Source organism: Actinophytocola sp. (assembly GCF_045807065.1).
Taxonomy (GTDB): Bacteria; Actinomycetota; Actinomycetes; order Mycobacteriales; family Pseudonocardiaceae; genus Actinophytocola.
On record NZ_JBJMIE010000012.1, the window covers coordinates 1 to 11,990 of the forward strand.

At 73.8% G+C, this 11,990-nt stretch carries 12 protein-coding genes and 1 pseudogene; 2 read left to right on the top strand and 11 right to left on the bottom strand.

All coding sequences use genetic code 11. The features are described from left to right. A pseudogene (locus ACJ73U_RS00440) lies at positions 1-539 on the bottom strand (response regulator receiver protein); the annotation flags it as partial. 108 nt (positions 540-647) lie between these two features. On the opposite strand from ACJ73U_RS00440, the gene ACJ73U_RS00445 reads away from it, so the two are divergent. Then, positions 648-1,823 (top strand): tyrosine-type recombinase/integrase, encoded by a 1,176-nt coding sequence (locus ACJ73U_RS00445; protein WP_407775453.1) that lies wholly within the window; start codon positions 648-650, stop codon positions 1,821-1,823. Between the two features lie 16 nt (positions 1,824-1,839). Here ACJ73U_RS00445 and ACJ73U_RS00450 read toward each other — a convergent pair whose 3' ends face one another. The 7 genes from ACJ73U_RS00450 to kdgD all read right to left on the bottom strand — a co-directional run bounded on the left by ACJ73U_RS00450 (position 1,840) and on the right by kdgD (position 8,532). Further along, entirely contained in the window at positions 1,840-3,042 is a 1,203-nt protein-coding gene (locus tag ACJ73U_RS00450) for an RNA polymerase sigma factor (RefSeq protein ID WP_407775454.1), read from the bottom strand. 29 nt (positions 3,043-3,071) lie between these two features. Then, the gene (locus ACJ73U_RS00455) at positions 3,072-3,404 is read right to left on the bottom strand and encodes a YnfA family protein (protein ID WP_407775455.1); all 333 of its coding nucleotides are present in this window, start codon (positions 3,402-3,404) and stop codon (positions 3,072-3,074) included. Further along, positions 3,401-3,739, bottom strand: coding sequence for a YciI family protein (locus ACJ73U_RS00460; protein WP_407775456.1), 339 nt, complete (start codon positions 3,737-3,739; stop codon positions 3,401-3,403). Before ACJ73U_RS00460 ends, ACJ73U_RS00455 begins: the two co-directional genes overlap by 4 nt. Before the next feature lie 86 nt (positions 3,740-3,825). Further along, the gene (locus ACJ73U_RS00465) at positions 3,826-4,722 is read right to left on the bottom strand and encodes a 2-hydroxyacid dehydrogenase (RefSeq protein ID WP_407775457.1); all 897 of its coding nucleotides are present in this window, start codon (positions 4,720-4,722) and stop codon (positions 3,826-3,828) included. Further along, a complete protein-coding gene (locus ACJ73U_RS00470) occupies positions 4,719-6,041 on the bottom strand; it encodes an enolase C-terminal domain-like protein (protein WP_407775458.1) in 1,323 nt (440 codons plus the stop codon). Before ACJ73U_RS00470 ends, ACJ73U_RS00465 begins: the two co-directional genes overlap by 4 nt. Further along, positions 6,038-7,621 (bottom strand): aldehyde dehydrogenase (NADP(+)), encoded by a 1,584-nt coding sequence (locus tag ACJ73U_RS00475; protein ID WP_407775459.1) that lies wholly within the window; start codon positions 7,619-7,621, stop codon positions 6,038-6,040. The genes ACJ73U_RS00470 and ACJ73U_RS00475 overlap by 4 nt, the downstream gene beginning before the upstream one ends. Continuing rightward, positions 7,618-8,532 carry a 5-dehydro-4-deoxyglucarate dehydratase gene (kdgD, locus tag ACJ73U_RS00480; RefSeq protein WP_407775460.1) on the bottom strand — a complete coding sequence of 305 codons (915 nt, stop codon included), beginning with the start codon at positions 8,530-8,532 and terminating at the stop codon, positions 7,618-7,620. The genes ACJ73U_RS00475 and kdgD overlap by 4 nt, the downstream gene beginning before the upstream one ends. Positions 8,533-8,628: 96 nt before the next feature. Between kdgD and ACJ73U_RS00485 the strand changes: the two genes are divergently transcribed. After that, on the top strand, positions 8,629-9,519 hold the full coding sequence (locus ACJ73U_RS00485) for a LysR substrate-binding domain-containing protein (protein WP_407775461.1): 891 nt from the start codon (positions 8,629-8,631) through the stop codon (positions 9,517-9,519). Here ACJ73U_RS00485 and ACJ73U_RS00490 read toward each other — a convergent pair. Genes ACJ73U_RS00490 through ACJ73U_RS00500 form a run of 3 tightly spaced genes read right to left on the bottom strand, consistent with a single transcriptional unit; the run spans position 9,509 to position 11,989 of the window. Beyond that, positions 9,509-10,411 carry a hypothetical protein gene (locus tag ACJ73U_RS00490; RefSeq protein WP_407775462.1) on the bottom strand — a complete coding sequence of 301 codons (903 nt, stop codon included), beginning with the start codon at positions 10,409-10,411 and terminating at the stop codon, positions 9,509-9,511. The two genes, ACJ73U_RS00485 and ACJ73U_RS00490, sit on opposite strands and share 11 nt — an antisense overlap. Continuing rightward, entirely contained in the window at positions 10,399-11,730 is a 1,332-nt protein-coding gene (locus ACJ73U_RS00495; RefSeq protein ID WP_407775463.1) for a hypothetical protein, read from the bottom strand. Before ACJ73U_RS00495 ends, ACJ73U_RS00490 begins: the two co-directional genes overlap by 13 nt. Beyond that, on the bottom strand, positions 11,723-11,989 hold the full coding sequence (locus ACJ73U_RS00500) for a DUF6403 family protein (RefSeq protein ID WP_407775464.1): 267 nt from the start codon (positions 11,987-11,989) through the stop codon (positions 11,723-11,725). Before ACJ73U_RS00500 ends, ACJ73U_RS00495 begins: the two co-directional genes overlap by 8 nt. Position 11,990 lies beyond the last annotated feature (1 nt).

Below are 11,990 nucleotides of genomic sequence, written 5' to 3' on the forward strand. Positions count from 1 at the left end.
GCCTCGGCGGCCGCGGCCGCCGACGCGACGGCCCGGTCGCGTTCCACGCGGCACCGGTCGGCCTCGACGGTCGCGGCCCGCACAGCTTCCTCGGCGTCGTCGGTGGCCTGCCGCGCCTCGGCGGCGGCGGCCGCGGCGGCGTCCTCGGCGCGCTGGCGCAGCCCCCGTTCGCGGGCGGCGGCCTCCTCGGCCTCGGCGACGCGGGCGGCGGCGCTGTCCAGCTCAGCGGCGAGGGTGTCGCGCAGGGCGGTCGCGGCGGCGAGCACGTCACTCAGGGGCTCGACGACATCGGCGGCCGCCGCGGCGAACGCGCTGGTCGCGGACGTGAGGGCGGTGTCGGCAGCGGTGCCGAGCGCCTCGGTGAGCGCGTCCTGGGCGGCGGCCAGCTGCTTGCACGTCTTGCCGCCGGGCCACGTCCGCTCCGGGCAGTAGGCGAACGGACGCCCCCCGCGCGGCCCCGGCGCCGGCAGCGGCGCCCGGCAGTGGCTGAACCCGCACAGCGAGTCCGTCTCGACGGTTTCCACGACCACATCGACCATGCCCGCAGTCTAGTAATAGCTCACATAACTCGAAACCCGGGTTGTACTTACGATATCCATAACCATACTCGGCTACAGAACTCAGCTTTTGTAGCTAAGATGCCAGGTATGACGACAGGGGAGCTGACGCGGGCGGCGGATGGGCCGTGGCCAGGCGTGGACCGGCCCGCGGAGCTGCTGAACGAGATCGCGGAGTGGCTCGACGGCTACGGCAACCGCGCCACGAGAAGGACGTACGCGGAGGGCCTTGGCCTACCCGTAACCGCACACGACATCCGGGACTGGCTACCGCCAGCCGACGAGAGCCCGAAAACTACGAAGGTTTCGAACACCTGGCCGGCGGCCGTCGCGCACTACGCCAAGGCCGTCGCGACCCCCTCGGGCGAGGCGGCCCGGCACCGCCCTCCCCCGGCCGCGCGCGGACGGTTCCGGCACCTGCACTGGTTCCGCTGGTGCGCCTCCAGCGGCCTCGACCCGCTCACCGCCACGTCCACACACGTCAAGGCCTGGCTCGACGCCCTCAACACCGCCGGGGCGGCACCCGCGACCCGTGACCGCATGCTCGCCACCGTCAAGGCCCTCTACACCCACCTCGCCGACACCGGGCTCGCCGCTGGCAACCCCGCCGCGCTCAACCGCCGCCGGCTCGGCCTCGACGCCACCACCGGCAGCACCACCGGCACCGTCGTCCTCACCACCGCCCAGGTCAAGGCCCTCTACACCGCCGCACGCACCCCGCGCCGCGGCGCCAGCACCCTCGACACCGCCCGCGCGAGCGCCGTCGTCGCCCTGTTCACCCTCGGGCTGCGGGTCAGCGAGCTGTGCGGCCTGGACCGCGGCGACCTCCACGTCACCCGCGGCCGCCGCGCCCTGCGCGTGCACGGCAAGGGCGGCAAGACCCGCGTCGTCTACCTGCACGACGCCGCCGACACCGCGCTCACCGCCTACCTGCGTGAACGCGACGCCGGGGCCGGCACCACCGTCACCCGCCGCACCGTGCCCGCCGACTCACCCCTGCTGGTCACCCGCACCGGCCACCGCTTCCGCCGCCAGGCCGTCTGGCAGCTGCTCCAGCGCCTGTCCGCCGACACCCCGCTGCACCCGCACGCGCTGCGCCACTTCTACGTCACCACCGCCGTCGAGGCGGGCGCCCAGCTCGTCCACGTCCAGGCCGACGTCGGCCACACCAGCATCGACACCACCGAACAGGTCTACAACAACGCCGCCCGCGACCCCTCCCGCAGCGCCGTCGACCTCGTCGGCGACGTCCTGGACCTGGGCTGAGAAGGTGGCCTGCCCGTCAGCCCAGCAGCCGGCGCAGCAGGGTGCGTTCCGCCTCGCTCGTGGCCGTGGCCAGCGCGTTCCCGTAGGCCGCCGCCGCCTCCTCGGTCCGGCCCAGGCGGGTGAGCAGGTGACCGCGGACGGAGTGGTACAGGTGGTAGCGGCCCAGCTCGAGCGCGTCCACCAGCGCCAACGCCTCGGCCGGGCCGGCGACCTCGCCGACCGCGACCGCACGGTTCAGCGCCACCACCGGGGTCGGGGCGAGGGCCATCAGCTGGTCGTACAGGGCGAGGATCTGCGCCCAGTCGGTCTCACCGGTGGACGCGGCGTCGCTGTGCACGGCGTTGATCGCGGCCTGGAGCTGGTAGGGGCCCGGCTGGTTGCGGCGCAGGCACCGGCGGACCAGGTCCTGGCCCTCCTCGACCAGCGCGTGGTCCCAGCGCGACCGGTCCTGGTCGGACAGCAGGACCAGTTCGCCGTAGGGGCTCGTGCGGGCGGGGCGGCGGGACTCGCTCAACAGCATGAGGGCCAGCAGGCCCAGCACCTCCGGCTCGTCGGGCATCAGGGCGGCCAGCACCCGGCCGAGCCGGACGGCCTCCGCGGACAGTTCCGGCCGGTCCAGGTGGCCCTCGTTGAAGATCAGGTACACCACCGCCAGGACACCACGCACCCGCTCCGGCAGGTCGGCCTCGTGCGGCACGCGGTACGGGATGCCCGCGTCGCGGATCTTGTTCTTCGCCCGCACCAGGCGCTGGGCCATGGTCGGCTCGGGCACCAGGAACGCGCGGGCGACCTCGGCCGTGCTCAGACCACCGATCAGCCGCAACGTCAGCGCGACCCGCACGCCGAGCGCGAGTGCCGGGTGGCAGCAGGTGAAGATCAGCCTCATGCGGTCGTCACGCACCGGACCCTCCTCCGCCGGTTCGTCGGCCGACAGCAGGTCGAGGGCCTGCCGGTGCCGCTCGTCCCGGCTGGCCTCGCGCCGCAGCCGATCGATGGCCCGGTTGCGCGCGGTCGTGATCAGCCAACCGGCGGGGCTGGCCGGTAAACCGTCGACCGGCCAGCGGCGTACCGCCTCGACGAACGCGTCCTGCACGCACTCCTCGGCCAACCCGATGTCGCCCACCGCCCGGACCAGCACGGACACCGCCCGCCCGTACTCGGCCCGGTAGATCTCGTCGATGCTCACGCGCCCTCGACTCGCTCCGCAGGCTCCGCTCATGTGCTCTCGGTTCGCTCCGCAAGCTCCGCTCATCGACGCGGCGCGTACATGATCACGGCGACGCCGACCAGGCAGATCGCGGCGCCGAGGTAGTCCCACCGGTCCGGCCGGAACCGGTCGACCACCACACCCCACGCCAGCGACGCGGCCACGAAGACCCCGCCGTACGCGGCGAGGATCCGGCCGAAGTGCGCGTCGGGCTGGAACGTGGCCACGAACCCGTACACGCCGAGCGCCAGCACACCTCCCGCGATCCACCACAGGCCGCGGTCCTCGCGCCACCCCTGCCACACCAGCCACGCGCCCCCGATCTCGGCGAGCGCCGCCAGCACGAACAACACCAGCGAACGAACAACCGTCATTGGAACGGCCGCACCTCCACCGACAACGGCGCGAGCACCACGGCGAGCCTGCGGCCCCAGGCCAGCGCCTCGTCGAGGTCCGCCGCCCGGATGATCGTGAACCCGCCGAGGAACTCCCTCGCCTCCACGAACGGGCCGTCGGTCACCAGGACGTCGTCGTCGGTGGCGCGCAGGACCGTGGCGGTGCTCGGCGGGTGCAGACCGCCGGCGAAGACCCAGGCGCCGGCCGCGCGCAGCTCGTCGTTGAGCGCGTCCAGGTCGTTCCTGATCCGGGCCAGCACCTCCGGCTCCGGTGCGCCGTCCGGCTGGTAGATGCTCAGCAGGTACTGCTTCATGGCGGTGATCCTCCCGGACGGAACTGCTCGGTCGACACCTACACGAACGAGCTCCCGGCGGATCGACACCCTTCCGCTGTGCGCGCTCACGCCACCGGCGTGACCAGGGTGCCGTCGGTCATGAACTGCTGGAGGTTGCGGAACGCCAGGTCCCCCATCGCCTCGCGGGTCTCGGTGTCCGCGCTCCCGATGTGGGGCAGGAGCACCACGTCGTCCCTGTCCAGCAACGCGGGCGGCACGTTCGGCTCGTCGGCGAACACGTCCAGCGCGGCACCGGCGATCGTGCCCGCCCGCAGGGCCTCGACCAGCGCCGGTTCGTCGACCACGCTGCCGCGGGCGATGTTCACCAGGTAGCCCGACGGCCCGAGCGCCGCCAGCACCGCCGCCGACACCAGGCCGGCGGTCGCGGAGCCACCCGAGGTCGCCACCACCAGCACGTCGACCCCGGCCGCGAGCGCGGCGGGCGAGTCGGCGTAGGTGTAGGGGACGTCGGGGATCTGGTGGCGGGAGTGGTAGCTCAGCACGCAGTCGAACGCGGTGAGGCGGTGGGCGATGGCGCGGCCGATCCGGCCGAGGCCGAGGATGCCGACCCGCCGCCCGGTGACCTTCACCGCGAGCGGGAACTGGCCGTGCGCCCAGTCGCCGCGGCGGACGAAGCGGTCGGCCGCGGACATGCGGCGCAGCACGTCGATCAGGCCGCCGACGGCGAGGTCGGCGACGGAGTCGGTCAGCACGTCGGGGGTGTTGCTGACGACGATCCCGCGTGCGCGGGCGTGGTCGACGTCGGTGGTCTCGTAGCCGACGCCGAAGTGGACGATCGCCCGCAGGTTCGGCAGCGCGTCCATCTGCTCGTTGCTGACGCCGTACTTGGAGGTGGTGACCGCGGCGACGACCTCGTCCGACGGCTCGTCGACGATCTTGTAGTGGCCGCGCAGCGCCTCGTCCAGCGACGGGAGCAGCGGGCACACCCGCAGCACGCTCACGCGTTGTCCAACGCGGGTCGTTTCGGGTCGAACCGCCAGCCTGGCACGAGGTAACGCATGGCGACAGTATCGTCCCGTGCGCCGAGCGCTGCCCGCCGGTACAGCTCGTGCGCCGCCTCGACCTGGTCGAGGTCGAGGGTGACGCCGAGACCGGACCGGGCCGGCACGGCCAGGTGGCCGTCGACCAGCGGGATCGGCTCGGTGGTCAGGCGTTGGCCGTCCTGCCAGATCCAGTGGGTGTCGATGGCGGTGATGTCCCCGGGGGCGGCGGCCGCCACGTGCGTGAACATCGCCAGCGACACGTCGAAGTGGTTGTTGGAGTGCGAGCCCCAGGTCAGGCCCCACGCCTGGCACAGCTGCGCCACCCGCACCGAGCCCCGCATGGTCCAGAAGTGCGGGTCGGCGAGGGGGATGTCCACGGCGGACTGCCGCACGGCGTGGCCGAGCTGGCGCCAGTCGGTGGCCACCATGTTCGTGGCGGTGGGCAGTCCGGTGGCGCGGCGGAACTCCGCCAGGGTCTCCCGCCCGGAGTAGCCCTCCTCCGCGCCGCACGGGTCCTCGGCGTAGGCCAGGACGTCGCGCAGCGCGCGGCCGTGGCGGATGGCGTCGCGCAGCAGCCAGCCGCCGTTCGGGTCCAGCGTGAGGTCGGCGTCGGGGAACCGGGCGGCCAGGGCCCGCATCACCTCGACCTCGGCCGCGCCCGCGAGCACGCCGCCCTTGAGCTTGAAGTCGGTGAACCCGTACCGGGCGTGCGCGGCCTCGGCCTGCGCGACGATGCCGGCGGGGTCGAGCGCCGGGCGGTCGCGGACGGCGAACCAGCCCGCACCTTCTCCGGTCCGGTACGGCAGGTCGGTCTTGTCGCGGTCGCCGACGAAGAACAGGTAGCCCAGTGCGCGCACGCGGTCGCGTTGCTGGCCCTCGCCGAGCAGCGCCGCGACGGGCACCTCCAGGAACTGGCCGAGCAGGTCGAGCATGGCGGCCTCGATGGCCGTGCGGACGTGCACGGCGACCCGCAGGTCGAAGGTCTGCACGCCCCTGCCGGCCGCGTCGCGGGACCCGAACCGGGCCGCGACCGCGGCCAGCACGGCGTTGTGGGTGCTGACCGGGGCGCCGACCACCAGGTCGCGTGCCTCGGTCAGCGTGTCGGTGATGGCGGGGCCGCCGGGCACCTCACCGACCCCGGTTCGGCCGTCGGAGTCGGTGAGGACCAGCAGGTTCCGCGTGAAGTACGGGCCGTGCGCGCCGCTGAGGTTGAGCAGCATGCTGTCCTGGCCCGCGACAGGGACGACCCGGTAGCCCGTGATGACGGGGGGCGTCACTCGGCGGCCCCGTCACGCAGCCGGGGGATGCCGAGCGGGTTGCCGTCCCGCAGTTCCTCGGGCAGCAGCGCGTCGGGCACGTTCTGGTAGGAGACCGGCCGCTGCCACCGCTCGATGGCGAGGGTGCCGACGGAGGTGGTGGCCGGCGTGGACGTCGCCGGGAACGGGCCGCCGTGCACGACCGCGTGCCCGACCTCGACACCGGTCGGCCACCCGCCGTAGAGCACGCGGCCGGCGAGCAGCTCCAGGCGCGGCAGCAGCGCGGCGACGGTGTCGTGGTCGCTCTCGTCGGCGTGGACGGTCGCGGTCAGCTGGCCTTCGAGGGTGTCGAGGATCCGCTCCAGCTGGGCGAGGTCGCGCACCCGCACGACGAGCGAGGCCGCGCCGAACACCTCCTCCTGCAGCGCGTGCTCGGCGAGGAAGGTGTCGCCGTCGGTGACGAACAACCCGGCCTGCCCGCAGGCGGCGATGGCGTCGTCGGTGCCGCCGACGGCGACCTCGGTCACGCCGGCGGCGTCGACCAGCCGGGTGAAGCCGGCCACGTAGGACTTGTGGATGGCCGTGTTGAGCATCGCCGCGCCGGGCGCGGCCTTGACCGCCTCCCCCGCGGCGGCGAGGAACCCGGTCGGGTCGCCGAGGGCGAACACCAGGCCGGGGTTGGTGCACAGCTGGCCGGCGGAGGTGGTCAGCGAGGCTACGAACTCGGTTCCGAGCGAGGCGCCGGACGACGCGAGCGCGCCGGGCAGCAGGATCACGGGGTTGACCGAGGACATCTCGGCGTAGACCGGGATGGGCACGGGCCTCGACTGCGCGGCGGCGACCAGCGCGAGGCCGCCGGAGCGGGAGCCGGTGAACCCGACCGCGGCGATCCTCGGGTGCTTCACCAGCGCGGTGCCCAGACCGCGGCCGTCACCGAAGAGCAGCGAGAACACGCCCTCCGGCAGGTCGTGTGCCTGCACGGCGGCCCGGATGGCGCGGCCGACCAGCTCGGAGGTGCCGGGGTGGGCGCTGTGCGCCTTCACCACGACCGGCGCGCCGGCCGCGAGCGCGGACGCGGTGTCGCCGCCGGCGACGGAGAACGCGAGCGGGAAGTTGCTGGCCGAGAACACGGCGACCGGGCCGAGCGGCACCTTGCGCTGCCGCAGGTCCGGCTTGGGCAGCGGGGTCCGGTCCGGGTCCGGGGTGTCGAGCCGCGCGCCGAGGAACCGGCCGTCGGCGACCACGGAGGCGAACAGCCGCAGCTGGTTGGTGGTGCGTGCCAGCTCTCCCCGCACGCGGGGCGCGGGGATGCCGGTCTCGGCGACGACCCGCGCGACGAGCGTGTCGCCGAGCGCGTCGATGTTGTCCGCGACGGTCGCCAGGAACGCCGACCGGGCCCGCAGCGAGGTCGCCCGGTAGACCGGGAACGCCTGCCAGGCCAGCGAGACCGCCCGGTCCACGTCGGACTCGTCGCCGAGGCCGTAGCCGGGTTCCAGCTCCTGCCCGGTCGCCGGGTCGACGCCCCGGATCTCCTTGCCCCTGCCCCGCACGTCCGCGGCGCCGATCAGCATCGATCCGGTCAAAGCCAGTGTGGCGGTCATGAAAGCTCCACCTTCTCCACGAGTGTCCTCAGCTCATCGAACTCGCCCGGCGTGAGATCCGCCAAGGGGGGTCGCACGGGGCCGGCGTCCCTGCCGACCGCGCGCAGGCCGGCCTTGACGATCGACACGGCGTAGCCGTTGCGGCGGTCGCGGATCTCGATGTAGGGCAGCACGAACTCGTCCAGCTTGCGGTACACGGTCGCCGCGTCCCTGGCGCGCACGGCCGCGTAGAACTCCAGCGCCCAGTTCGGCGCGAAGTTGAAGATCGCCGACGAGTACGTGGTGACGCCCATCTCCAGGTACGGCAGCGCGTAGGTCTCCGCGGTCGGCAGCCCGCCGATCGACAGCAGCCGCCCGCCCAGCCGCGCGTGGACCCGCGTCATGAGGTCGACGTTGCCGACGCCGTCCTTGAAACCGACCAGGTTCGGGCAGTCCTCGGCCAGCCTGGCGGTGGTGTCGTAGGTGTACCTGGCGTTGGCGCGGTGGTAGACGATCACGCCGAGCGAGGTGGCCGCGCACACCGCCTTCACGTGCGCGACCAGGCCTTCCTGCGGCACCTCGGTCAGGTACGGGGGCAGCAGGAGCAGCCCGGCGGCGCCGGCGGCCTCGGCGTCGCGGGCCATGGCGACGGCGGTCGCGGTGCCGTATCCGGCGGGCGCGAGCACCGGGGTGTCTCCGGCGGAGAGGACGGCGGCCCGCACGACCCGGGCGACCTCGGCCGGGGTCAGCGCGGGGAACTCACCGGTGCCGCCGGCCGCGAACAGGCCCGCGGCCGGGAAGGACGACTGCCAGGCCACGTGCTCGCGGTAGGCGTCCTCGTCGAACGCGAGGTCCGCGGTGGCGTGCGTGACGGGGAACGACAGCAAGCCGGTGCCGAGCGTGTCGCGCAGGGATTCCGGACTCAGGGTCAAGGCAGGCTCCAGTGGTGTCGGGCGACTACTTCGAGCGTATGACCACGTTCGATACCTGTCTAAGTCCAACAACGCATTCTGCGATACCTTCCGCGCATGTCGTTCACGCTGGAGCAGCTGCGCGGGTTCGTGGCCGTGGCCGAGGAGGCCAACTTCGGTCGGGCCGCGGCACGCCTGCGGATCACGCAGCCGCCGCTGTCGCGCCAGGTGCAGAAGCTCGAGCGGGCGCTGGAGGTGCAGCTGCTGGTCAGGACGCCGCGGGCGGTGCTGCTCACGCCGGCGGGCGAGGCGTTCCTGCCGGAGGCCAGGCGCATGCTGAACCTGGCCGAGGCGGCACCGCTCGTCGCCCGCAACGCGGCCCGCGGCACGGCGGGCGCGCTGCGGATCGGGTTCACCGCGATCTCCGCGTTGACCGTGCTGGGCACGTGGATCCGCACGATCACCCAGCACCTGCCGGCGGTGGAGCTGACGCTGACGGAGATGGTCACCCGCGACCAGGTGGACGCGTTGCTCGCCGGTGACATCCACGTCGGGCTCGCCCGCGGCGTGCCGGCGTCGGAGGTGCTCGACACCCGCCGCGTGCACGTGGAGAGCCTGATCCTGGCCTGCCCGCGCGGCCACGCCCTCACCGAGCTGGGCCATCCGCCGACGCTGACCGACGTCGGCCGGCACGACGTGGTCACCTACACCCCGATCGCGGCCCGCTACCTGCAGGAGCTGGTGATCAGCGTGTTCCACGACGCCGGTGTCGAGCCGCGCTACGTCCAGCAGGTCAGCCAGGTGCACAGCCTGCTCGCGCTGGTCGACGCCGGGGTCGGCGTCGGGCTCGTGCCCCGGTCGGCGGCGCGGCTGCGGCTGCCGAACCTGACGTTCACCGAGATCGACGGCCTGGCGCTGGACGTGGTCGAGACGCACTGCGTGTGGCGGGCTGGGCACAACAACCCCGCGCTCGACTCGCTGCTGCGGCTGACGGGGGTCAGGGCCTGACCTTCTTGCGGCGGCCGGCGGATCGGGTCCGCGCGGCGGCCCGGGTGAGGTTCCTGGCGCGTTCGGTGAGGGCGTCGACCCGTTTCGCGAGGTCGGGGTCCGGGTCCTCGGCGGTGAGGGCGGCGGCGAGTTCCGCGTAGTCGGCCGCCAGCGCGCGTTGTTCGCCGGTCGGTCGGCGGTCCAGCTCGATGATGTGGGTGGCGAGCACGGCCGCCTTCGCGTTCAGTGACGCGCGGGCGTCGGAGGTGGCCGCGTGCTCACCCTGGCGCTGTGCCGCGAGCCGGCCGAGGCGGCGGCTGACCAGGAAGACCGTGGCCGCGCCGCCGATCACGGTCAGGACGGCCGCCGCGGCGAGCAGGTAGCGGGGCGCGGACGGTGAGATGGCGCGGGGGCCGTCCGGCACGGTGCCGGACCTGACGAGGGAGTCGTAGTTGACCGCGACGATCTTCACCGCGTCCAGGGGGCGGTGAAGGAACTGGTCGGCGCCCCGCGGGACGATGTTCTCCGCGACGAACGCCTTGCCGAAGGTGTCGCTGTCGATGTCGTCGCCGGGGAAGTGCGCGCAGCCGTAGTGGTCGAACTCGTCGTCGGCCGGTCTGAAGAGCACGACGAGCGTGCCGGCGGCCGCGTCCTCGGTGTCCTCGCAGGCCTCGGCGAGGTCGGCGTCGCGGTCGAGGAACACCACGACCAGGCGCCGGTTGCCGATGACCCGCTCCGCCGCCCGCTGGTCGAGGTCGATGCCCGGTGCCACGTACACCGAGGAGCCACGCACCTGCCGGGCGACCGCGCCGTCGAGGATGCCGCCGGACCAGGCCGCCCACCCGGCCAGCACGAGCAGGCCGAGCACGGCGACGCCGAACGGCGTGGCCAGGTACCGGATCAGTCGCGCCATGCGAGCTCACCCACCAGGTAGTTGGCGGGCCGGTACTCGGCGCGGCCCAGGTCGCGGGCGACGGTGTCCAGGTCGCGTCGCGCGGCGGTGAGGAGCCGGGCGACGTGCCGGTCCGGGAGGTTCTCGGCGAGCGCGGACCGGGCGGCCTGCAGCGCGACGAGTGCGCGGGCCAGGGCCGGGGCGTGGGAGAGCCCCGACAGCTCGATCGCGAGCGTGGTCAGCCCGGCCAGGCGGCCCGGTGGGGTGCGCGGCGCGGTTCGCGGACCGAGCACGGACCGCGCCGACAGCGCGAGGAACGCCAGCACGCAGGCCCCGAACAGCCAGGGCAGCGCGGGCAGGGCGACGCGCAGCGGGTCGAGGGGCCGGTAGGGCAGGGGCCGGTCGAACAGCCCGGCGTAGCGGACGTCGGTGACCTGGTCGAGGTAGGTGCCCAGGACGTTGGCCTGCGGGTAGGCGTAGCCGCTGAGCCGGTCGCCGAAGCGGGCGTAGAAGCCGGCGGCGGTGACGTCGGCGAACTCGCCGGCGTGCGGGCCGTAGTAGCCGATCCAGTTGCCGTACATGACGAGGATCGGCTGGTCGGGGAACAGCGTCGCGAGTGTCGGCCCGTACTCGGGCACGGGTTGTCCCGGTGGTTGCCGGGGGAACGCGGCGACCAGTGGCCGCTGCCCGCCGAACGCGGCGGTCTGCGGGCGTTTGGCCAGGGTGGCGCCGGCGGCGAGGTGGAGGCCGCCGGCACGCAGGTCGTTCGCGACCGGGTCGAGTTCGGCGGCGGTCGGGGCGCGCCAGGAGAACGGGTCGATCTCGGGCGGGCCGGGTTGGTCGCGTTCGGCGGCGATGAGGGTCAGCAGCAGGCCGGTGACGTCGCCGGTGACGAAGGTGGCGCGCCATTCGGCGAGCCGGTCGGGGACGACCTGGTAGGTGCTGCCGTGGAGGTCGGTGCCGATGATCCGGATGGTGGCGTTCTTGACGTCGGCCAGCTGCTTCTGCTGCTTGTCGGTGAGGCCGGGCGGGGCGACGAGGATGCGGATGTCGGCGTCGCCGATCGCGCGGGTGACGCGCGCTTCGTCCCAGCCGGCGACCGCGCCGGGGAGGCGGACGACCTTGTCCTTGTCGAGCATGTCGGTCAGCTCGGCGACACTGGGCAGGGTGGCGCCGGACAGCTCACCCGCGTCGCCCTCGCTGACGGTGTCCTTCCCCGACGGTGACCGCGCGTAGCTGACGTCGACCTCGGCCTGCCGCTGGGCCAGGAGGAACACGACCACGAGCGCGGCCGCGGTCAGCAGGAAGACCCAGCGCAGCCACGGCCAGCGCTCACTCACCGCCGGCCTCCCGGTAGAGCCGATCGGCCCTGGCGGCGCAGTCGGCGGCCTCCTCGGCCGCGGCGACCCCGCCGCGGCTCGCGGCGAGCAGTTCGGCGCGGGTGAGCAGCTCGTCGGCGTGCGGGAGGTCGCGTGGTGCGGCGTCGCGGCTGACGGTCGCGCTGTCGATGGCGGCCCGCGCGGCGGACCACGCGGTGCGCCGCGCGCTGTCCCCCGCTCTGGCACGCGGCAGATATGCGGCCCCGAACCCGGCTCCCACC